This is a genomic window from Pseudorhodobacter ferrugineus DSM 5888 (assembly GCF_000420745.1).
Taxonomy (GTDB): domain Bacteria; phylum Pseudomonadota; class Alphaproteobacteria; order Rhodobacterales; family Rhodobacteraceae; genus Pseudorhodobacter; species Pseudorhodobacter ferrugineus.
This window is the reverse complement of the sequence record NZ_ATVN01000021.1, coordinates 16,859-37,900: the sequence shown is the minus strand read 5'-3', so window position 1 is coordinate 37,900 and position 21,042 is coordinate 16,859. Positions and strand designations below refer to the sequence as shown.

Genomic DNA, 21,042 nt, shown 5'->3' with positions numbered 1-21,042 from the left:
ATCGGGTGTACCTGCCCTTTGATCTCACACCGCTGACCGCCGCCTATATGGCGGTGGTCTTGTTTGGGGCGGCCTTTGTGCGGGGCTATTCCGGCTTTGGCTTTGCCGCTCTGACGGTGACGGGGGCATCGCTTGTCACCAGCCCGCTGCATATGGTTGGCGTGGTGTTGATTTTGGATTTTCTGATGATTTTCCAACAATGGACCGGCATTTCGCGCGATGTGGATTGGCGGCGCGTTGGGCCATTGGTTGCGGGGGCAGCGGTGGGTGTGCCGATTGGCCTGTGGGCGATAACGCAGGTTCCCCCCGATGCGGCGCGGGCCGTCATGGCGGTTTATGTGCTGGTGATGTGTGCGGTTTTGCTGCGCGGTTTTGTCATTTCGCGGCCGCAGGGTGTGGGGCATCATGGTGGCATGGGGGTGATATCGGGCCTTGCCAATGCGGTGGGGATGGGCGGGCTGCCCGTGGCCACGTATTTCACCGCCCAAGGGCTGGGCGCGCGCGGGTTTCGCGCCACGCTGATTGCCTATTTCGCGCTGTTGGACGGGGTGACGGTGCCCTTGATGTGGTGGCACGGGCTGATCGGTTGGGATACGTTGGTTGCTGTGGCTGGGGGCCTGCCGATTGTGGTGCTGGGCGCGTGGCTGGGCGGGCGGCATTTCTTTGGCACTGATCCGCAGGAATTTCGGCGCTTTGCCATTGGGCTGCTGGCGGTGCTGGCGGTGCTGGCGCTGATCAAAGCGGCAGTGTGAAGGGGAACTATGCGCAAGATTTTGGTGGTCAATGCGGGGTCATCCTCGGTCAAATTCGCGGTGTTCGCGGATGGGGTTGAGGTGGCGGCAGGCGCTGTGGCCGAAGTGGGTGGTGCGGCGCGGTTAACCTTTGGCGGCGCGGTTGGGCCGGTGGATGCGCCCGATCACCGCGCGGCTGTGGCGGCGTGTTTGGTGGCCTTGGACAGCGCGGGGCACGGTGTTGGCACCCTGACGGCGGCGGCGCACCGCGTGGTGCATGGGGGGGCTGCGTTGGTGGCCCCGTGCCGGATTGACGATGCGGTTATCGCGGGAATCGAGGCCTGCGTACCGCTGGCCCCGCTCCATAACCCCGCCAATCTGGCCGCCATTCGCGCGCTTGGGGTTTTGGCACCGGATTTGCCGCAATTTGCCAGTTTCGACACCGCCTTTCATGCGGGCCAGCTGGATGTCGCCACGCGCTATGCCGTGCCGCAATCGGTGGCCGATCTGGGTATCCGGCGGTACGGCTTTCACGGGATTTCCTATGCCAGTCTGGTGCAGGCGGTGGCGGTGCGGGGGCCTTTGCCGCACCGTTTGCTGGCCTTGCATCTGGGCAATGGCGCGTCACTTTGTGCTATTCTGGATGGGCGGTCGGTGGCGACCACCATGGGCTATTCGCCGCTGGAAGGGTTGACGATGGGGACGCGCAGTGGCGGCATTGATGGCAACGCCGTGCTGCGTTTGGCCGAGGTGCATGGCATCGCGGGCGCGAGCCGGATCTTGAACAAAGAAAGCGGGTTGCTGGCCCTTGGCGGTGCGTCCGATATGCGGGCGCTGTCACAGGCGGGCACGGCGCAGGCGCGGTTTGCGCGGGACCATTTCGCCTATTGGGCGGTGCGCCATGCAGGGTCGATGATTGCGGCGATGGGGGGCATTGATGCACTGGCCTTTACCGGCGGGATCGGTGAACATGATACCGGAATGCGGGGGCAGATTATGGCGGGATTGGCCTTTACCGGGTTGGTGACGGGCGATGGTACAACGGGAGATTTCTTGCATGATTCCAAGTCTTTAGTATCCGCTTGGGTCATCCCCGCAGCCGAGGAAGCCTGGATCGCGGTTGAGGCCGCAGGCGTGATGGACAAAGGGGTTTAGGATGGCACAGCCACAGATTGATACATCGCCGAAAGTATCGGACGAGGTGCGCCAGACCACCTGCTACATGTGCGCCTGCCGCTGCGGGATCAATGTGCATCTGAAATCTGGCAAGGTTAGTTATATCGAGGGCAACCGCGCCCATCCGGTAAACAAGGGCGTTTTGTGTGCAAAGGGGGCCAGCGGCATCCGGCAAGTCAATGCGCCGTCGCGTCTGCGCGCGCCGTTGCGGCGTGTCGGCCCGCGCGGGTCGGGGGCGTTTGAAGAAATTTCTTGGGATGAGGCGCTGGGGATCGCGGTGGAATGGCTGGGGCCGCTACGGGATAAAGCGCCCGAAAAGCTGGCGTTTTTCACGGGGCGCGACCAAAGCCAGAGCCTCACCAGCTTTTGGGCGCAAAACTATGGCACGCCCAACTATGCAGCCCATGGCGGGTTTTGTTCTGTGAATATGGCGGCGGGCGGGATTTACACCGTGGGCGGTGCGTTTTGGGAATTTGGCCAACCCGATTGGGAACGCACCAAGCTGTTTATCCTGTTCGGCGTGGCCGAGGACCATGACAGCAACCCGATCAAAATGGGCCTTGGCCGGTTGAAAGAACGCGGCGCCAAGGTGATTGGCGTGAACCCCATTCGGACGGGCTATAACGCCATCGCGGATGACTGGTTTGGTGTGACACCCGGTGCCGATGGGTTGCTGATTTTGGCGCTGATCCATTGCTTGCTAGAGGCGGGCAAGGTTGATCTGGATTACCTTGCGCGGTTCACCAATGCGCCTTTATTGGTGCGGTCGGATGAGGGCGCGGAAAAGGGGCTGTTTTTGCGCGATGCTGACGGCAAGGCGCTGGTGATGTCGGGTGGCAAGCTGGTCCCGTTTGACGAGGCTGGTGTTGTGCCCGATCTGGGCGCGACCTTTGAAGGCCACCGCACGGTGTTTCAACATATGGCCGAACGGTATCTTTCCCCCGACTATGCCCCCGAAAAGATCGCAGGCCGCGTTGGCATCGACGCCACACGCATCCGCGCCTTGGCCGCCGAACTGGCCCGCGTGGCCTTTGACGAGGCGATTGAGATTAAGCAGGAATGGACCGATTTCAGGGGCGACCACCACGCCACAATGATCGGGCGGCCTGTGTCGTTCCATGCCATGCGCGGGATTTCGGCGCATTCCAACGGCTTTCAAACCGCCCGCGCGCTGCACTTGTTGCAGGTCATCCTTGGCACCGTGGAAACCCCCGGCGGATACCGTTTCAAACCGCCATACCCCAAACCACCCGAGGCGCACCCCGCGCCGCATTGCAAGGTGACACCGGGCAAGCCCTTGGACGGGCCGCATTTGGGCTATCCGCGCGGGCCGGAACACCTTTGCCTTGACGCAAACGGCAACCCTGCGCGGATCGACAAGGCGTTTTCATGGGAAAACCCGATGTCGGCGCATGGCGTGATGCATATGGTCATCGCCAATGCCCATGCGGGCGACCCCTATAAAATCGACACGCTTTTCCTTTATATGGCGAATATGGCGTGGAATTCGTCGATGAATACCACCCGTGTGATGGAGATGCTGACGGATAAGGACGCGGATGGCGAATACGTCATTCCCCGTATCATCTATTCCGATGCCTATGCGTCTGAAATGGTCGCCTATGCCGATCTGATTTTGCCCGACACGACCTATCTGGAACGGCATGATTGTATATCGTTGCTGGACCGCCCGATTTCCGAACCCGATGCGGCGGGCGACAGCATTCGCTGGCCTGTGATTGAACCCGACCGTGATGTGCGGGGCTTTCAATCCGTGCTGATCGACCTTGGCGCGCGGTTGGGCCTGCCGGGGTTTGTGACCCCCGACGGTGCGCCGCTCTACAAGGATTACGCCGATTATATCACCAACCACCAGCGCCGCCCCGGCGTGGGGCCGTTGATGGGCTTTCGTGGTGAGGATGGTGAAGGCGTGGGGCGCGGTGCGCCGAACCCGGACCAGTTGCAACGCTATATCGACAATGGCGCGTTTTATCAGGCGCATGTGCCAGACGGGGCCGATTTTTACAAACCGTGGAACAAGGCCTATCAGGATTGGGCGGTGAAAATTGGCCTTTATGACGCGCCGCAGCCGTATCTGTTTTCAATCTATTCCGAACCGATGCGCAAATTCCAACTTGCCGCCGAAGGGTTTGGCGACCGCCAACCACCCGAAGCTGCCCGCGCGCGGTTGCGCCACGCGATGGACCCGCTGCCGATTTGGTACGCGCCGTTTGGCGATGATGCCACCGATTATCCGGTCCATGCGCTGACCCAAAGGCCGATGGCGATGTACCATTCTTGGGGCAGCCAGAACGCGTGGTTGCGACAAATTCACGGGTATAACCCGCTCTATGTGCCGACCAAAATCTGGAACGCCAACGGGTTTACCGAAGGCGATTGGGCGCGGGTGACATCACCCAATGGTGAAATTGTGGTGCCCGTCGCGCATATGGCCGCGCTGAATGAAAATACGGTTTGGACATGGAACGCGATTGGCAAACGCAAGGGCACATGGGGGCTGGACGATGACGCGCCCGAGGCGACCAAGGGGTTTTTGCTGAACCACCTGATTTCCGAACTGCTGCCGGAAAAGGGCGACGGCATGCGGTGGAGCAATTCGGACCCCGTGACGGGGCAGGCGGCGTGGTTTGACTTGCGCGTGAAGATTGAAAAGGCCGATCCCCCGACCGAGGCGCAACCCGCCTTTGGGGCGCTGAATTTGAAAGGGGTGCAGGTATGACATGCCTTCCAGGACATACGGAAAAAAAGCTGGGGCTGGCCATTGATCTGGACACTTGCGTGGGCTGCCATGCCTGTGTCACGGCCTGCAAAGGCTGGAACGATCAGGGCTATGGCGCGCCATTGTCGGACCAAGATGCGTACGGCGCCGACCCTTCGGGCACCTTTCTGAACCGTGTGCATTCCTATTCTGTGCAACCCGATCAGGGTGCTGCGCAGATCATCAACTTCCCAAGGTCCTGCCTGCATTGCGAGGATGCGCCTTGCGTGACCGTTTGCCCGACGGGGGCGAGTTACAAGCGGGTCGAGGATGGGATCGTTCTGGTGAACGAGTCCGATTGCATCGGCTGCGGGCTGTGCGCCTGGGCCTGCCCTTATGGTGCGCGCGAGATGGACGTGGACGAAGGCGTGATGAAGAAATGCACCCTGTGTGTGGACCGGATTTACAACGAAAACCTGCCCGAGGAAGACCGCGAGCCTGCCTGCGTGCGTGGTTGCCCGACAGGCGCGCGGCATTTTGGTGATTTTGCGGACCCTGACAGCAAGGTCAGCCAATTGGCGGCGAAACGCGGCGGGTATGATTTGATGCCCGATATGGGCACAAAACCGACGAATAAATACCTGCCGCCACGGCCCAAAGACAAAAGGCTCGACGCGTCGCTTCTCGCGCCGCTGTTGGATATTGAGGCCAAGGGTTTTGCCGGTTGGCTTGACCGCGTATTGGGGAAAATCTGATGCATCCGGCACCGTCTGTTATAATCTTTTCCGTTCTGTCCGGTCTTGGGTTCGGGTTCATGTGCTTTATGGCGCTGGGCTTTCTGCCCCTGCGCGGGATGTGGGCGTTTTGGGCTTGGGGCATTGGCTATGCGCTGGCCGTGGGCGGGCTGTTGGCCGCCACGGCCCATTTGGGCAACCCGCAACGCGCGATCAAGGCGTTCAGCCAATGGCGCAGCAGTTGGTTAAGCCGTGAAGGTTGGGCCGCCGTCTTGGCGCTGTTGGCGATGGCCCCGATTGCGCTGGGCGATTGGTTGGGGTTTGGCGTGCCGTTTGTCTGGCGTGGCTTGGCGGCGGGTTTGGCGCTGGTGACGGTGATTTGCACGGCGATGATTTACACGCAGATCAAGGCGGTTCCGCGCTGGCACCATTGGTTGACGCCGGTTATGTTTACAGGTTTTGCGCTGGCGGGTGGGGCGCTTTTGGCTATGCAGGCCACGCTTGCTTTCGTGTTGCTCTTGGCGCTGGCGGTGGTGATGTTGGCGGGCAACTATATCGGTGACGGGCAGTTCGCCCGCGCAGGCCAGACGATGAACACGGCCACGGGCCTGCGGGGCGAGGTGTCGGTGTTTGAACAACCCCATACGGGTGGCAATTACCTGCTGCGCGAGATGATCTTTGTCGTGGGCCGCAAACATGCGCGCAAATTGCGGGTCATTGCGGTGCTATGTGCCGCCGTTTTGCCTGCGCTTATGGCGGCGGTGGGCGGTGTGGGGCTGATGCTGGCCGCCGTGGTCGTGCATCTGGTCGGTGCCTTTGCCGCGCGCTGGTTGTTCTTTGCGCAGGCCGAACATGTGGTGGGCCTGTATTACGGCAAAAGATAGACCGGCGTTGCGACCGCGAAAGCGATTGTTTGCGATAGATCAAGGTGACCGCCCGGCACATCTTCTAATCTTTGCATGTAAGCACTGATAGGAGGCCGCTATGACTCGTTTGATGTTGATTCTGTTTTCGATGATTTCGACCACGCTGATGGGGGTGGGCATGATCGCAGCCCTGACCATGGGTTATGACACGCTGAACCCGCTGTTGGTGGCAATTGCTATCGGGTTTGTCGTATCCATCCCGGCAAGTTGGTTTGTGGCCAAACAAATCACCGGCTGATCCGACGGAAACGAGCGGTTGCAGCGTTCAATCTGCAAAATCAATAACCGGAGGCCATGATGCGCCCTTATTCCAAAACCCAGATCATCCTGCATTGGGTCGTTGCCCTGCTTGTTGTGCTGCAATTTGTGTTGCATGAAGGCATCGCGGGCGCATGGGACGGGTTTCTTGACGGGCGTCCGGTGGTGTTTGACCCGCTGGTGTTGGCGCATGTGGCCGGCGGTGGCCTGATCTTGTTGCTGGTGGTCTGGCGCGTTGTGGCGCGGCGGCGGCAAGGGGATGTAGCACCCGTGGCGGGCACCAGCCCATTCATGGCGCGGGTAACGCATTTGGGGCATCTGGCGCTGTATGGTGTGTTGGTGCTGATGGCGCTGTCTGGCATGGGCGCGTGGTTTGGCGAAGTAGAACTGGCAGCCGAAGTGCACAGCTTGTTGCGGATTGTTATCTTGGCGCTGGTCGCAGGCCATACCGCTGCCGCCTTATACCACCAGTTTTACCTGAAAGACGGATTGCTGCGGCGCATGTCGCTGCGGGGGTAACGCGGGTCCGACGCTAGCGGGCCAGAAACACCCGCATGGTGTCTTCAAACTCGCGGGGTTTATCGGCATGCAGCCAATGACCCGCGCCAAGGATCTTGGCAAAGCGCGCGGTGGGAAACTGCGCGCGGATCGCGTTGCGATAGTCGGGCTGGACATAATGGCTGTCAGCCCCCGTCAGGAACAGTGTTGGCCCGCCGAACTTCCCTTCCGTGCCCGGCCAGCCGACAATTTTCGGCATCTCGGCTTCCAGCACATCCAAATTCAGCCGCCAGCGTGGCGGGGTGGCTTTCAAATCCAGCGATTGCAGGAAAAATGCACGCAAGGCGGGGTCGTCCATGTGCTGTGCCAAGCGGCGATCCGCCTCGGACCGCTGGGTCACGTCGGTCAGGTCCAGCCCGCGCATGGCCGCAATATGGTGGCTTTGGTCATGTGAATAGGCGACAGGGGCAATATCGGCCACGATCAGACGGTCTACCAAATCGCCATGCATAAGGGCCAGTTGCATCGCCGCTTTGCCGCCCATCGAATGCCCCACCACATCCATCGGCGCGCCGTGCTGTTCAATCACGGCAGCAAGATCGGCCGCCATATCGGGATAGGAATGGCTGGAAAACTGAGGGCTTTCGCCGTGGTTGCGCATATCGACCACCACGACATCGCGGTCGGCCGCCATGCGCCGCGCAATGACACCCCAATTGCGCGCAGACCCGAACAACCCGTGCACAATCAGCAGGGCAGGCAGGGATGTGGGCGCTGTTGCGGGGTATAAAACGGTGTTCAGCATACCCCAAGGCATAGCGCAGCACGGCCCGCAGTGCCAGAGCTGTTGAACAGGTCACGCCGCGCGCGTAAGCTGTCAGCAAACCAGAGAGGACGCAGCAGATGGGCGCGGTTACAATTCAGCAAATGGGAGAACGGATTTCGGCTTTGCTGACCGAGCGTTTGCAAATCAAAGGCCGCGATCTGGCGGACAAGTTGAAACGTGGCGGCGGGCGTTTGCCGCGCAAGGTGCGGGTTGCAGCCCAAGGCGTGGCCACCGCGACCGAGCAATCCTATAACCCCAAATTGCTGTTGCAGATCAACGAAGAAAAAGTCGCTGAAAATTACGATATTTGCATCAAACATCTGAACGGGTTGAACAAGGGCCACAAGCTGCGCGGTGTGCTTTTGGGGCTGTCGACGTCGATCCTGTTCAGCCTTGTGGCGGTTGCGGCGCTGGTTCTGGGCGTGCTGGTGTGGCGCGGGTTTTTGTAACCGCGTGCAGCGTTTCCAGTGTAAGGCGTGCGGGTGACAGGGCCGTGCGGCTGACCACGGTTACGGTCACAAAGGCCACATACAGCAGCAAATACCACGACCCGAGCTTGGCAAAACTAACCACATGCCCGGGCAATTGACCGGAATAGAGCCATGTTCCCGTAGCGGTGCCCACGTTTTCCGCCACCCACAGCGCCCCACTCGCCAGCAACGCCGCCATCTGCATCGGCATCCAGCGCGGTTTTTCGGTGTTGATGAACCAAACACGGGTGCGGGCATAAAGGATGATCGTGGCCGCAAACAGGACCAGCCGGATATCGGGTAAAAAGTGGTGGGCGAAAAAGTTGACGTAAATCGCCACGGCCAAAATCATCGTCATCCAGAACGGCGGATAGGGCGCAAAGCGCATCGAAAAAATGCGGATCACGCGGGCGATATAGCTGCCCACAGCGGCATACATGAACCCCGAAAACAGCGGCACGCCCATCAGCTTGAACAGCCCCGGTTCGGGGTATCCCCACGACCCCGCATGCACCTTGAACCATTCCATCGCCGTGCCGGTCAGGTGGAACAAAAGGATCACCCGCGCCTCTTCCCATGTTTCCAGCTTGAACCGCAGGAACAGGATTTGGGTTGTGATCGCGAACAGGAACAGAAAGTCATAGCGTTGAAACGCCCAATCGGGGTTCCACAGAAACTTTGAGGCGATAATCATGCCCAGCAGCAGCGCACCAAACAGGCAAGCCCAGGCTTGTTTGAACACAAACATCACCAACTCGCCCAGCACCCCCGGCAAGCGGGCGCGGGTGGCATCGCCAAGGCGGCGTTCGACGGTTAGGTTATGGTCGTTTAGGTGACGCATAGTTAACGGGATAGCGGTGGTTGGGGGGCTTGGCAATTCTTGGCAGGCCCGCAGGCATGAAAAAGCCGCGCCAAGGGGGCCTTGGCGCGGCGATTGTCATTTTGGCGGATTTACAGCCCCGGATAGATCGGAAAGCGTTGGCACAGCGCCTCGACCTTGGCCTTTACGGCCTCTTCGACCGCGCCGTTGCCGTCTTCGCCATTCGCGGCCAGACCGTCGACCACTTCGACAATCCAGTCACCGATCAGGCGGAATTCAGCCTCGCCAAAGCCGCGGGTCGTACCTGCGGGGGTGCCAAGACGGATGCCAGAGGTGATGGTCGGCTTTTCGGTATCAAAGGGGATACCGTTTTTGTTGCAGGTGATATGGGCGCGGCCAAGTGCCTTTTCAGTCGCATTGCCCTTCACGCCTTTGGGGCGCAGATCGACCAGCATCAAATGCGTATCGGTGCCGCCCGTGACGGTGCCAAGCCCGCCTTTCATCAGCTGATCGGCCAGCGCCTGCGCGTTTTTGATAACCTGTGCCTGATAGGCTTTGAATTCAGGCCGCAGCGCCTCACCAAAGGCTACCGCTTTGGCGGCGATGACATGCATCAAGGGGCCGCCTTGGATGCCGGGGAAAATGGCCGAGTTTACTTTTTTGGCAATCGCTTCGTCATTCGTCAAAATCATCCCACCGCGCGGGCCGCGCAGGGTTTTATGCGTGGTCGTGGTGGCCACATGCGCGTGCGGGAACGGGCTGGGGTACAGACCCGCCGCAACCAACCCCGCGAAATGTGCCATATCGACGAGGAAATAGGCACCCACCTTATCGGCAATCTCGCGGAAGCGTTTGAAATCGAGGATGCGCGGAATGGCCGAGCCGCCCGCGATGATCAGCGCGGGTTTATGTTCCAGCGCCAAGGCCTCGATCTGGTCATAATCGGGCAGCAAGGTGTCTTTGACAACGCCGTATTGCACCGCGTTGAACCATTTGCCCGATTGGTTAGGCGCCGCCCCGTGGGTCAAGTGGCCACCTGCATCCAAGGACATGCCCAAAATGGTATCGCCCGGTTTGATCAGCGCTTGGAACACGCCTTGGTTGGCTTGCGAACCCGAGTTCGGCTGGACGTTGGCGAAAGAGCAGCCAAAGATTTCGCAGGCGCGTTCAATCGCCAGATTTTCGGCAATATCGACATATTGGCAGCCACCATAATAGCGACGGCCCGGATAGCCCTCGGCGTATTTGTTGGTCATCACCGACCCTTGCGCCTCCATCACGGCGCGGGACACGATGTTCTCAGAGGCGATCAGCTCGATCTCGTCGCGCTGGCGGCCAAGTTCCAGCGTCATCGCGCCAAACAGTTCGGCATCGCGGGTGGCAAGCGTTTCGGTAAAGAAACCGGCGTCGCGGTGGGATGTATCGGCGGGGGCGTTCATGGGCGTCTCCTTGACTGGGCGCAGGTATTGGATTGGGGCTATGTAATGCAGCTTGGGCGCGCAAGAAAGGTTAGAATCCGCCGTGATGCCCTGTTTGGGCGACATTGCTGTTTCGGATGGGAAACTTTTAGCGCTAACGGTGCGGGTGGGGGTTGAGTTTGACCTTGCAGCCCCGCAAGACTGTGAAGGTTGGTGCAGAAAAGGGGACAGCGTGGGGCAAAAGATCGCATTTTTGGCAAGCAACGCGCCGGACGCGCAAGACGCGCTGGCCCGTTTGACCCGAACCTATGGCAACCATTCGCCCGAGACGGCAAGCCATATCGTGGCGCTGGGCGGGGACGGTTTCATGCTGCAAACCCTGCACGAGATGCAGCACCTTGAGATGCCGGTTTATGGAATGAACTGCGGCACCATCGGGTTTTTGATGAATGCCTATAGCGAAGAGAATTTGCCGCAACGATTGGACGAGGCGGGCGAGGAGGTTCTGAACCCTTTGGCCATGACGGCTGAAACTGTGAGCGGGGTGCCTGTGACGGGCCTTGCGATCAATGAGGTGAGCCTGCTGCGCGCGGGGCCACAAGCGGCCAAGCTGCGAATTTCGGTGGATGGCCGGGTGCGGATGGAGGAGTTGGTCTGCGATGGGGCGCTGGTCGCCACGCCTGCGGGATCGACCGCCTATAACTATTCCGCGCATGGGCCGATTGTACCGATCGGGTCGGAAGTTCTGACCTTGACCGCGATTGCAGCGTTTCGGCCCCGCCGTTGGCGTGGGGCGTTGTTACCCAAAGCCGCAGTGGTGCGGTTTGATGTGTTGGAGCCAGTCAAGCGGCCGGTCCTTGCGGCGGCTGACAGCCTGTCGGTGCCGGATGTTTTGTCGGTGGAAATTCGGTCCGAACCCGCCATCCGGCACCGGATTTTGTTTGATGAAGGGCATGGGTTGGAAGAGCGGTTGCTGCGCGAACAGTTTGCGTAACCGGCAGGGGAAGGGGGCTTTGCCCCCTCGCCGCGACGCGGCTCACCCCCAAGGTATTTTTGCCAAGATGATGTTAGGGGTCTGTTAGGATTTGGGCGTATTGGCCCAAAGTTCCAGCTTGCGGTAGATGGTCGAAGGGGACACGTCGAGGACGCGGGCGGCGCGCGGGACCGAGCCTGCGTGCATGTCTATCGTGGCCTCAATGATTTCGCGTTCCACCTCGGCCAAGGGGCGGCCCAAAAGCCCGTCGAGCGTCGGCGTGGCGGGGGCGGGCGCGGCGGCAGGGCTTACCACTTGCAAGGCGTCGGTCGTGATATCATCGGGCAGCATGTGGCGTTCGACGGTGGTGCCATCATAAAGCACGGCGACATTGCGCATCACATTCAGCACCTGCCGCACATTGCCCGGCCAAGGCATATCACGGAACATTTGGCGGACATCGGGTGCCAGGGCGGTAAAGGCGCGGCCCTCTTCGGCGGCAAAGCGTTGCAGCGCGGTTTCGGCGATTTCGATCACATCGTCGTGGCGGTCGCGCAATGGCGGCATATGGATGGGAACGACGTAAAGGCGGTAATACAGATCTTCGCGGAACTGGCCCCGGCGCACGGCATCGGCCGGATCGCGGTTGGTGGCGCAGACGATGCGGACGTTCACCTTGCGCGGGCGGGTGGCCCCCACGGGCTGCACGGTCGAGGTTTGCAAAAACCGCAGCAGTTTGGTTTGCAGGGCGGGCAGCATTTCGCAGACTTCGTCCAGAAACAGCGTGCCGCCATCAGCCGCCGCCGCCGCCCCCAGTTTATCGGAAATGGCGCCGGTGAACGAGCCTTTGACATGGCCGAACACTTCGGATTCCAGCAATTCTGCCGGTATTGCGCCACAGTTCAGCGCGATGAACGGACCTGCGCTGCGTGGCGATTGATGGTGGACGGCCAGTGCGCAAAGTTCCTTGCCTGTGCCGCTTTCGCCGGTGATGAACACGGTCGCCATGCTTTGCGCCACGGATGCGATTTTGCCTTGGATGCGCGCCATTGCAGGCGACGAGCCGATAAAGCCGCCATCGGGCAAGGGGTCCGGTTGGCGGATCGCGGTTCGGGGGCGGGCTGCGGGGGGGGCGGCGCCGCGTGAAGCCCCGCCTGAAACGCCGTGAACGGCCCCGCGCAAGGCATTATCGACAGCCGACAAAAACCGCCCTTCATCAAAGGGTTTGACCAAAAAGTCATGGGCCCCTGCGCGCATCGCCTCGACCGCTTTGTTGATCGACCCGTTGGCGGTGATCACGATGACGCAGGTTTCGGGGTGGCGGGCCAGCATATCTTGCATCAGGTCAAGCCCGTCACGGTCGGGCAAGGTTAGGTCCAGCAGCACAATGCGCGGTTGGTCCTGACAAAACAGCGCAAAGCCTTCAGTCGCGGTGGCGGCGGCGTTCACGCTGTGGCCCGCGTTGACCAGCGTGGCGCGGTACACCATTTGCAGCGAAACGGTGTCTTCGATCAGCAAGATGGCTGGCGGCTTTGTGGCCTTGGATTTGCTGCGGTGGGCTTGGTTCATCAGATGCGGTGCCGTTCCTGTTCAATCTGGTGCAGTAGTGTAAGCAGACCTGCCAGCCCGTCAAGGACAGCCTCTTTTTGCTGCGATACAGCGTTTGTGTCTTGGGCGTTGGCCGCTGTGTTAAAGGCGCGGGCGCTGTGTTCCAATGCCGTATCCCCTGCCGTGCCAGCAAGCGCTATCAGCACATGCGACGCGGCGCAAAGGGCTGGCCAATCCAAAGGGTGCAAGGCCATCTGCATCTTGGTTTGAACTGCCGTCAGATCGTTTTGATAACTGGCAAGAAGTTCGGCGGCCAAATCGGGGCCTGCCATATCCAGCAAGCGGTCAAAGCCGGTAGGGTCGCGGGGGGGAGGGGCGTTTGGCAGGGATTGGCCGAGGACATCGCATAAAGCTGCGGCCAGACTTTGCGCCGATGTGATGGGTTTGACCAGCACCTGTGCCGCCCCCGCTGCCAAAGCGGCATGATGAACCGCAGGCAAGTGATGCGCGGTCAACAGGACGATACGTAAGGGCGTGTCGCGCAAGGCCGTGCATATTTGCAACCCCGTACGGCCCGGCATTTCATGGTCAATCAGGGCCAAATCGAAATGTCCGGCCAAAAGGGCACGTTCTGCAGTGATGCCATCGCGCATAATTGTTGTTTCGGCGCCGCAATCGCGCAGAAACTTGTCCAACAGCAAAAGTTGCGGCGCGCTGTCATCGGCAATCAAAACGCGTTTGCCGGTCAGGCATTGGCTTTGCACGGGCGGGGTTGGTGTGGCTTGGGCGTCGGGTAAAAGGGGCAGCGTCAGGGCCGCAACCGCGCCGCCGTCTTGGTTGCGCAGATCCAATGTCGCCCCCATGCGCTGCGCCAGAATATGGGCAATGCGAAGGCCAAGCCCGTGGCCCTCGGATGTTTGCCACGCCGGAATGGCGCGGCTGTTTTGCATGCGGTCGCCAAGGTGGTCGGGAAACCCTGGTCCCTGATCGATGACAGAAAAACAAATTTGGTCAGAGGCAGGCCGGGCAATAACAAGACGAACAGTTTGGCCATCGGAATGGGTGATGGCATTGCTGATCAGGTTGGTCAAAATCCGGTCCAACGCGGTGCGGTTGCAGATAATCGTTGCAGGCAGATCGGCCGACGCCGTGATGACGGCATTTTGGTTTTGGCCTGTTGAATAGCAAAAACGGTGGGTTAGGTCCTGAACTAATTCGGCAATATGCGTTGGTGCTTGGTCCAGCTCTGGGGGCGCGTCCGCCAAAAGCGTGGTCAGCCCATCCTCAAGATAGCGCACAAGGCTGGCGGCGCTGACCCTGACTCGTGCCAGCTGCTGGCGGTCCGATTCCGTCAGATTTTGGTCATCGACCATCGCAAGCCCGGCCAACACATCCGTGACAGCCGAGCGGATATCATGGCCCAAAAGCGCCAGTTCCTCGGTCATCGAGGATGTCTGCGGGGTTGTATGCGGTCGCGCGCTGTTGGGCAGGCCAAGGCGCAGATTTTCGTTCATAATGTCTGCACCTTTGGGAAATCTGATCAAGGCTATAGTCCCCAAACCTCGACCTTCAATTGGGTAAAGGTTACGCCTCACACCGCAAAAGTCTAGCGGGTAAAAGAGATCAGGTTTCCCCCTAAGAGGGCGTGCGGATGCCCGCCTACACGTTAAGCGTGCTCATGCCTGTGCCAAGCCCAAGGTTTGCAGGGCTGTACGGATTTCGTCCAGCACGGCGGGGTCTTCGATCGTGGCGGGGGCTTTGAACGGTTCGCTGTCGGCGATTTTCACCATTGTCGACCGCAGGATTTTACCCGACCGCGTTTTGGGCAGGCGGTTGACCACCAGCGCGCGTTTGAAATCGGCCACGGGGCCGATTTTGTCACGCATCAGTTTCACGCATTCCTTGACCACGTCCGCCTCATCCCGATCGGAACCCGAATTCAGGCACAAGAAACCCAAGGGCGACTGGCCTTTCAACGCATCTGCCACGCCGATCACGGCGCATTCGGCCACATCGGGGTGGCCTGCCAACACCTCTTCCATTGCACCTGTCGACAAGCGGTGGCCCGCGACGTTGATCACGTCATCGGTGCGCGCCATGATGTACAGATAGCCGTCTTCGTCGATATAGCCCGCATCGCCGGTTTCATAAAATCCGGGGAAGGTGGTGAGGTAGGATTTTTTGAACCGGTCTTCGGCGTTCCACAGGGTTGGCAAGGTGCCGGGGGGCAAGGGCAGTTTCACCGCAATCGCGCCCAAGGTTCCGGCGGGCACAGGGTGGCCGCCTTCATCCAAGACCTGCACGTCATAGCCGGGCATCGGCACGGATGGCGACCCGATTTTGATCGGCAGTGCCTCGATCCCCATCGGGTTGGCGGCAATCGCCCAGCCGGTTTCGGTCTGCCACCAATGGTCGATGACGGGGATGTTCAATGCATTCATGGCCCAGTTGATGGTGTCGGGGTCGGCGCGCTCGCCCGCAAGGTACAGTGCCTGAAGGTTGCTCAGGTCGTAATTGGCCATCAGCTTTGCCTGCGGGTCATCGCGCTTGATGGCGCGCAAGGCGGTGGGGGCGGTGAAAAAGGATTTGACCTTATGTTCCGCAATCACCCGCCAAAAGGTGCCTGCATCGGGGGTGCCCACGGGTTTGCCTTCAAACACCACGGTCGTGCAGCCCGCGATCAACGGGCCATAGCAGATATAGGAATGCCCCACGACCCAGCCCACATCGGACGCGGCCCAAAACACATCACCCGCGCCCACGTTATAGACGTTTTTCATGGTCCAGTTCAGCGCAACCAAATGCCCGCCCGTGGCCCGCACCACGCCTTTGGGCGCGCCTGTGGTGCCCGAGGTATAGAGGATATAGGCCGGATGGTCGCCGCTGACGGGCACACAATCGGCGGGCTCGACGCCGTATTGAAAGCCGTGCCAGTTAAAATCGCGACCCTCGATCAGTTTTGCAACCTCTTGTTCACGCTGGAAAATGACACAGAAATCGGGTTTGTGCGTGGCCATATCAATGGCGCCGTCCAACAGCGGTTTGTAATGGATCACGCGGTTGGGTTCGATCCCGCAGGATGCCGCGATAATGGCCTTTGGTTTGCAATCGTCGATCCGCACGGCCAGTTCGCTTGCCGCGAACCCGCCAAATACCACCGAATGCACAGCGCCAAGCCGCGCACAGGCCAACATAGCCTCCAGCGCCTCGGGGACCATCGGCATGTAAATCAAAACGCGGTCGCCTTTTTCCACGCCTTTGGCGCGCAAGGCCCCTGCCAGCGATGCCACGCGGTTGCGGAGTTCATCGAAGGTGATGGAATGTTTGGTGCGGGTGACGGGGCTGTCGTGGATAATGGCGATCTGGCTGCCGCGCCCAGCCTCGACGTGGCGGTCCACGGCGTTCCAGCAGGTGTTGACCATGCCGTCGGTGAACCATTCGTAAAACGGCGCGCGGGTGGCGTTCAGGGCGTGTGTCGGCGCGCGGTCCCAGTCGATGCTGTCTGCGGCTTGCATCCAGAACGCTTCGGGATCGGCCTTCCAGCCTGCGTAGGTGTTTGAGTATGCGCCGCCGCTTTCACCAATGTGTGCCATAGTATACCCTCCTGCCGGTTTGCGCCTTGTTACGCTGCGGCAGCTTGTCTGGCAAGATTGTTGCGGGGGTGTTTTGGCAAAGAGTGTGCGCTTTATGGTCACGTTTAGCGCAAACGGCGGGACAGGCGCGCGAATTTTCGATGAAATTCGGATAGGGGGCGCTCGCGCCCCCTCGGTGCTGTCGCACCTCACCCCCTGAGGATATTTGGGCCGGAAAGAATGCGGATCAGAGTTGCAGGTGGATGTGGTCGTCATGGCGGGCGGCGCGGGTGCGGTCCAATTGGCAATTCTGCCCAGCGTTTGGCGCAATCGCTTTGGCTGTCGGCATAGCCCCAATATCCAAGCAATGATTTGCTGCGGCTTTGTTGGTATTGGCCGGATCGGTCTTGCCAATAAAGCGCGAGGTCCAGCTTTCCCCCGTCATCATGGCTGAGATGGGGCAACAGGGGCAGGTTGGTAAAGGGAAAGCCCGCATCAAGCGCGAGCGTGACCGTACCCGGGAATTGCCGGGCCATATCTTTTGCCAGATCATCGGCCAAGGCGGCAAGGTCTGGTGTGACGAAATTGCGGTTTAACGCACAGTAAAGCAGGCTTTGGCTGCGCAACGGCCCATCGCCACCGCAGGGCAAGGCCACGCGCCCCGAAAAGGGTGCCAGCCGCGACGCCGCGATCCAAAGCAGGCCGTAGGCCAGAACGAAAGCCGACACAAAGGCAAGACGCTTGCGGCGAAACAGCAAGGCGGCGCACCACGCCACCCCGCCCAGTTGCGAGATCAGGGTCAGGGCCAGCACCGCCAGCCCATGCCCGATGACCCTAGCCGTAATGCGCAACCGGTGTGCCCGCCAGCGCCGACATGTTCAGCAAACCGCGCGCCGTGATGGACGGCGTGACGATATGCGCCTTGTTGCCCATCCCCATCAGAATTGGCCCGACCTCTAGCCCGCCGCCGCGCATTTTCAGGATATTGCGCACCCCGCCAGCCGCGTCGGTATTGGCATAAACCAGCACATTCGCGGCCCCGTTATAGCGCCCGCCGGGGAAAATCCGGTCGCGCAGGCCTTGGTCGAGTGCGGCATCGGTGTGCATTTCGCCCTCATACAGAAAATCGCGCGGGGCCGAATCCAAAATCGCCAAGGCCGCGCGCATCCGCCGCCCCGTGTCACAGTCCAGATTGCCAAATTGCGACCCGGAACACAGGGCGATTTTTGGTGTCAGGCCAAAGCGTTTCACATGCCGCGCCGCGCCGATCACCGATTGGGCAATCTGTTCGGGCGTGGGTTCGTGGTGGACATGGGTGTCTGCGATGAACAGCGGGCCATCCTCGAGGATCATCAGCGACAGCGCACCGACCGGACGGCGCACATCATTGCCCAAGACCTGACGCACATAGTTCAGGTGCCACAGGTATTGGCCAAAGGTGCCGCAGATCATGCTGTCCGCTTCATCCCGTTGGACCATGACGGCCCCAATCGCGGTGGTATTGGTGCGCATCACCGCGCGGGCGATGTCGGGAGACACACCTTTGCGGGCCATAACCTCGTGATAGGTTTCCCAGTAATCGCGATAGCGCGGGTCGTTTTCGGGGTTCACAAGGTCAAAATCGCGGCCGGGGCGGATGGGCAGGCCCGCGCGTTCACAACGGCTTTCCACCACTTCGGGGCGGCCGATCAGGATCGGTTTGTCGGTGGTTTCCTCAATCATCGCATTTGCGGCGCGCAGCACGCGCTCGTCCTCGCCCTCGGCAAATACAATCCGGCGGGTGACGGTGGCCGCGACCTGAAACACCGGCCGCATGATAAGGGCGGAGCGGAAGACAGACCCATCCAGTTTGCGCCGGTAGGCATCAAAATCGTCGATCTGTTTGGTGGCAACCCCCGTCTCAATCGCCGCGCGCGCCACGGCACTGGCCACAACGCCAATCAGGCGCGGATCGAACGGTTTCGGGATCAGGTAATCGGCCCCAAAGGTCAGCTGTTCGCCCTTATAGGCCGCCGCCGCCTCGGCACTTGTGGTGGCGCGGGCCAATGCGGCAATACCGTCAATACAGGCCAGCTCCATCTCGTCATTGATGGTGGTCGCCCCCACATCCAGCGCACCACGGAAAATAAAGGGGAAACACAGCACGTTATTGACCTGATTGGGGTAATCAGACCGCCCCGTGGCCATGATCACATCGGGCACCACGGCGCGCGCGTCATCGGGGGTGATTTCGGGCGAGGGGTTGGCAAGCGCAAACACGATGGGGCGCTTGGCCATCCGCGCCACCATATCGGGTTTCAAAACGCCGGGGCCCGACAGGCCAAGGAACAGATCTGCACCCTCAATCACCTCGGCCAGCGTGCGCTTATCGGATTTCTGCGCATATTCGGCCTTTTGCGGCGTCATATCCTCGGTTCGGCCCTCATAGACCAAGCCTTTGATATCGCACAGCCAGACGTTCTCGCGCTTGACCCCCAGCTTCAGCAACATGTTCAGACAGGCAATCCCCGCCGCCCCGCCACCGGTTGACACGATCTTGATATCTTCAAACTTTTTGCCTGCCACAAACAGCGCATTGGTGGCCGCAGCGCCCACCACAATTGCGGTGCCGTGCTGGTCATCATGAAACACGGGAATGCCCATGCGCTCACGACAAATCGCCTCAACGATAAAACAATCCGGCGCCTTGATATCCTCAAGGTTAATCGCTCCAAAGGTCGGCTCCAGCGCGCACACAATATCGGCCAGCTTATAGGGATCGGGTTCATTCACCTCGATGTCAAAGCAATCAATATTGGCGAATTTCTTGAACAGAACCGCCTTGCCTTCCATCACCGGTTTTGACGCCAGCGCGCCGATATTGCCAAGGCCCAAAACAGCCGTGCCGTTTGATACCACAGCCACAAGATTGCCCTTGGAGGTATAGCGCGTGGCGGTGGTTGGGTCGGCCTTGATTTCCAAACAGGCCTCGGCCACGCCGGGGCTATAGGCAAGGGCCAGATCGCGACCATTGGCCAGCGGCTTTGTCGCCCTGATCTCCAGCTTTCCGGGTTTGGGAAATTCGTGATAATCCAGCGCCGCTTGCCGCGTGTTGTCCTGCCGTGTCTCGTCCATCATGCCTCTCCCGAAATACAGTTTAACACTAAACTATTTTGCTATGCCCGCAAGCCTGCCGCTTTTTGCAGGTGTTTCATTTTACGATTGAAAAGCGACCTCGATTGGTTTCACCTTGCCGCAAACCAAAGGTGGAGCCACGACATGCCCGAAACCCGCGCCGAAACCCGCGCCGAAATTCGCCTGCCGACGAACGAACTGCGGGATGACCTGCCGTTTTACACCAAAACGCTGGGGATGCGGCTGGACATGATCTATCCCGCCGATGATCCCGAGGTGGCGGTGCTGTCGGGCCACGGCTTGCGCATCCGTATCCAAAAGGGCGCGCCGGAACAGCCGGGCACGATCCGTATCCTTACCGATACGCCAAACGCCTTTCCCGCCCGCGATATGACCGCCCCCAACGGCACGCGGGTGGAAATTGATGACCTCAACCCACCCCTTGTGATGCCCGCCACCCAGCACGCTTTTGTCGTACGCCGTCTGGCCGATCAGGCCCCGTGGGTGATCGGCCGCGCAGGCATGCAGTACCGCGATCTGGTCCCCTCGCGGCTTGGCGGGGCGATCATCGCCAGCCACATCCGTATCCCCGATGGCGGCCCCGTCCCCGATATGGTGCATTTCCACAAAGTCGGATTCCAGCTGATTTTCTGCGTCAAGGGCTGGGTGGATGTGGTGTATGAAGATCAAGGCGAAAAGATCCGCCTGACCGCAGGCGATTGCTTTATCCAGCCCCCCGAAATCCGCCACCGTGTTTTGGAGGCATCTGACGGCATCGAGGTGATCGAAATCGGCGTGCCCGCCGAACATGTTACAGAAATTGACCATCATATGCAGCTGCCAACCCCGCATCTGCGCCCAACCCGCGAATGGCAAGGCCAGCGCTTTGTGCATAATATCGGTGCAAAATCGCCCTTCCACCCTTTCCGCATCCCAGGGTTTGATGCCCGCGACACAACCATCAACGCCAATACCAAAGGCGTCGCCTCCGTCATGGTCGCGCGCCCCAACGGCCAACCCGCGCCCCCAACCACACATGACACCGATATCCTCTTTACCTATGTCATGTCCGGCGAAATGACCCTGCAGGGCACTGGCAAAGACCCCTACCGCCTGACAACAGGCGACGCCTTCGTCATCCCGCCCGGTTTCCAAACCCAATACAAAGACACCACCCCCGACTTGCAACTCCTCGAAGTCACCCTGCCAGGCAGCTTCAACACCGAAATTCTCTAACCCCTTTCTTTTCGGCCCAAATA

At 60.3% G+C, this 21,042-nt stretch carries 18 protein-coding genes; 10 read left to right on the top strand and 8 right to left on the bottom strand.

Annotated features, from left to right (window positions below; all coding sequences use genetic code 11):
• Nucleotides 1–5: 5 nt before the first annotated feature.
• The 7 genes from G560_RS0115840 (at nucleotide 6) to G560_RS0115810 (ending at nucleotide 7,063) form a co-directional block, all read left to right on the top strand.
• Nucleotides 6–752, top strand: coding sequence for a sulfite exporter TauE/SafE family protein (locus G560_RS0115840; RefSeq protein WP_022705279.1), 747 nt, complete (start codon nucleotides 6–8; stop codon nucleotides 750–752).
• A gap of 9 nt (nucleotides 753–761) precedes the next feature.
• A complete protein-coding gene (locus G560_RS0115835) occupies nucleotides 762–1,886 on the top strand; it encodes an acetate/propionate family kinase (RefSeq protein WP_022705278.1) in 1,125 nt (374 codons plus the stop codon).
• Between the two features lies 1 nt (nucleotide 1,887).
• Complete coding sequence (locus tag G560_RS0115830) at nucleotides 1,888–4,647, top strand: molybdopterin oxidoreductase family protein (protein ID WP_022705277.1); 2,760 nt, start codon at nucleotides 1,888–1,890, stop codon at nucleotides 4,645–4,647.
• Complete coding sequence (locus G560_RS0115825) at nucleotides 4,644–5,381, top strand: 4Fe-4S dicluster domain-containing protein (protein WP_022705276.1); 738 nt, start codon at nucleotides 4,644–4,646, stop codon at nucleotides 5,379–5,381. Before G560_RS0115830 ends, G560_RS0115825 begins: the two co-directional genes overlap by 4 nt.
• Nucleotides 5,381–6,244, top strand: a complete 864-nt coding sequence (locus tag G560_RS0115820; protein ID WP_022705275.1) for a dimethyl sulfoxide reductase anchor subunit family protein — start codon at nucleotides 5,381–5,383, stop codon at nucleotides 6,242–6,244. Before G560_RS0115825 ends, G560_RS0115820 begins: the two co-directional genes overlap by 1 nt.
• Before the next feature lie 100 nt (nucleotides 6,245–6,344).
• Complete coding sequence (locus G560_RS0115815) at nucleotides 6,345–6,524, top strand: hypothetical protein (RefSeq protein ID WP_022705274.1); 180 nt, start codon at nucleotides 6,345–6,347, stop codon at nucleotides 6,522–6,524.
• Between the two features lie 56 nt (nucleotides 6,525–6,580).
• Nucleotides 6,581–7,063, top strand: a complete 483-nt coding sequence (locus tag G560_RS0115810) for a cytochrome b (RefSeq protein ID WP_022705273.1) — start codon at nucleotides 6,581–6,583, stop codon at nucleotides 7,061–7,063.
• A 13-nt stretch (nucleotides 7,064–7,076) separates the two neighbouring features.
• Here G560_RS0115810 and G560_RS0115805 read toward each other — a convergent pair whose 3' ends face one another.
• A complete protein-coding gene (locus tag G560_RS0115805) occupies nucleotides 7,077–7,847 on the bottom strand; it encodes an alpha/beta fold hydrolase (protein ID WP_022705272.1) in 771 nt (256 codons plus the stop codon).
• A gap of 98 nt (nucleotides 7,848–7,945) precedes the next feature.
• On the opposite strand from G560_RS0115805, the gene G560_RS19520 reads away from it, so the two are divergent.
• Nucleotides 7,946–8,317: a hypothetical protein gene (locus tag G560_RS19520; RefSeq protein WP_022705271.1), complete on the top strand. Its 372-nt coding sequence runs from the start codon at nucleotides 7,946–7,948 to the stop codon at nucleotides 8,315–8,317.
• Here G560_RS19520 and G560_RS0115795 read toward each other — a convergent pair.
• Nucleotides 8,256–9,179 carry a DUF817 domain-containing protein gene (locus tag G560_RS0115795; protein ID WP_022705270.1) on the bottom strand — a complete coding sequence of 308 codons (924 nt, stop codon included), beginning with the start codon at nucleotides 9,177–9,179 and terminating at the stop codon, nucleotides 8,256–8,258. The two genes, G560_RS19520 and G560_RS0115795, sit on opposite strands and share 62 nt — an antisense overlap.
• Nucleotides 9,180–9,289: 110 nt before the next feature.
• Nucleotides 9,290–10,597, bottom strand: coding sequence for a serine hydroxymethyltransferase (gene glyA, locus G560_RS0115790; RefSeq protein WP_022705269.1), 1,308 nt, complete (start codon nucleotides 10,595–10,597; stop codon nucleotides 9,290–9,292).
• Nucleotides 10,598–10,808: 211 nt separating this feature from the next.
• On the opposite strand from glyA, the gene G560_RS0115785 reads away from it, so the two are divergent.
• Nucleotides 10,809–11,570, top strand: a complete 762-nt coding sequence (locus G560_RS0115785; RefSeq protein WP_028914177.1) for an NAD kinase — start codon at nucleotides 10,809–10,811, stop codon at nucleotides 11,568–11,570.
• 84 nt (nucleotides 11,571–11,654) lie between these two features.
• Here the strand turns inward: G560_RS0115785 and G560_RS0115780 are convergent, their stop codons facing one another.
• The 5 genes from G560_RS0115780 to G560_RS0115760 all read right to left on the bottom strand — a co-directional run bounded on the left by G560_RS0115780 (nucleotide 11,655) and on the right by G560_RS0115760 (nucleotide 19,783).
• Nucleotides 11,655–13,118 (bottom strand): sigma-54-dependent transcriptional regulator, encoded by a 1,464-nt coding sequence (locus tag G560_RS0115780; protein ID WP_022705267.1) that lies wholly within the window; start codon nucleotides 13,116–13,118, stop codon nucleotides 11,655–11,657.
• Nucleotides 13,118–14,611 (bottom strand): hybrid sensor histidine kinase/response regulator, encoded by a 1,494-nt coding sequence (locus G560_RS0115775; RefSeq protein ID WP_022705266.1) that lies wholly within the window; start codon nucleotides 14,609–14,611, stop codon nucleotides 13,118–13,120. Before G560_RS0115775 ends, G560_RS0115780 begins: the two co-directional genes overlap by 1 nt.
• A gap of 162 nt (nucleotides 14,612–14,773) precedes the next feature.
• On the bottom strand, nucleotides 14,774–16,690 hold the full coding sequence (gene prpE, locus G560_RS0115770) for a propionate-CoA ligase PrpE (protein WP_022705265.1): 1,917 nt from the start codon (nucleotides 16,688–16,690) through the stop codon (nucleotides 14,774–14,776).
• A 251-nt stretch (nucleotides 16,691–16,941) separates the two neighbouring features.
• Nucleotides 16,942–17,520 (bottom strand): hypothetical protein, encoded by a 579-nt coding sequence (locus tag G560_RS19515; protein ID WP_155947335.1) that lies wholly within the window; start codon nucleotides 17,518–17,520, stop codon nucleotides 16,942–16,944.
• Nucleotides 17,504–19,783: an NADP-dependent malic enzyme gene (locus G560_RS0115760; RefSeq protein ID WP_028914175.1), complete on the bottom strand. Its 2,280-nt coding sequence runs from the start codon at nucleotides 19,781–19,783 to the stop codon at nucleotides 17,504–17,506. The genes G560_RS19515 and G560_RS0115760 overlap by 17 nt, the downstream gene beginning before the upstream one ends.
• A 144-nt stretch (nucleotides 19,784–19,927) precedes the next feature.
• Here G560_RS0115760 and G560_RS0115755 point away from each other — a divergent pair, with 144 nt between their 5' ends.
• The gene (locus G560_RS0115755) at nucleotides 19,928–21,019 is read left to right on the top strand and encodes a cupin domain-containing protein (RefSeq protein WP_022705263.1); all 1,092 of its coding nucleotides are present in this window, start codon (nucleotides 19,928–19,930) and stop codon (nucleotides 21,017–21,019) included.
• The last annotated feature ends 23 nt before the right edge of the window (nucleotides 21,020–21,042 follow it).

Excerpts from the sequence above, each read along its gene's own strand:
- G560_RS0115835 (WP_022705278.1), top strand. The coding sequence starts at position 762 with ATGCGCAAGATTTTGGTGGTCAATGCGGGGTCATCCTCGGTCAAATTC.
- G560_RS0115830 (WP_022705277.1), top strand. The coding sequence starts at position 1,888 with ATGGCACAGCCACAGATTGATACATCGCCGAAAGTATCGGACGAGGTG.
- G560_RS0115825 (WP_022705276.1), top strand. The coding sequence starts at position 4,644 with ATGACATGCCTTCCAGGACATACGGAAAAAAAGCTGGGGCTGGCCATT.
- G560_RS0115820 (WP_022705275.1), top strand. The coding sequence starts at position 5,381 with ATGCATCCGGCACCGTCTGTTATAATCTTTTCCGTTCTGTCCGGTCTT.
- G560_RS0115815 (WP_022705274.1), top strand. The coding sequence starts at position 6,345 with ATGACTCGTTTGATGTTGATTCTGTTTTCGATGATTTCGACCACGCTG.
- G560_RS0115810 (WP_022705273.1), top strand. The coding sequence starts at position 6,581 with ATGATGCGCCCTTATTCCAAAACCCAGATCATCCTGCATTGGGTCGTT.
- G560_RS0115805 (WP_022705272.1), bottom strand. The coding sequence starts at position 7,847 with ATGCTGAACACCGTTTTATACCCCGCAACAGCGCCCACATCCCTGCCT.
- G560_RS19520 (WP_022705271.1), top strand. The coding sequence starts at position 7,946 with ATGGGCGCGGTTACAATTCAGCAAATGGGAGAACGGATTTCGGCTTTG.
- G560_RS0115795 (WP_022705270.1), bottom strand. The coding sequence starts at position 9,179 with ATGCGTCACCTAAACGACCATAACCTAACCGTCGAACGCCGCCTTGGC.
- glyA (WP_022705269.1), bottom strand. The coding sequence starts at position 10,597 with ATGAACGCCCCCGCCGATACATCCCACCGCGACGCCGGTTTCTTTACC.
- G560_RS0115780 (WP_022705267.1), bottom strand. The coding sequence starts at position 13,118 with ATGAACCAAGCCCACCGCAGCAAATCCAAGGCCACAAAGCCGCCAGCC.
- G560_RS0115775 (WP_022705266.1), bottom strand. The coding sequence starts at position 14,611 with ATGAACGAAAATCTGCGCCTTGGCCTGCCCAACAGCGCGCGACCGCAT.
- prpE (WP_022705265.1), bottom strand. The coding sequence starts at position 16,690 with ATGGCACACATTGGTGAAAGCGGCGGCGCATACTCAAACACCTACGCA.
- G560_RS0115760 (WP_028914175.1), bottom strand. The coding sequence starts at position 19,783 with ATGGACGAGACACGGCAGGACAACACGCGGCAAGCGGCGCTGGATTAT.
- G560_RS0115755 (WP_022705263.1), top strand. The coding sequence starts at position 19,928 with ATGCCCGAAACCCGCGCCGAAACCCGCGCCGAAATTCGCCTGCCGACG.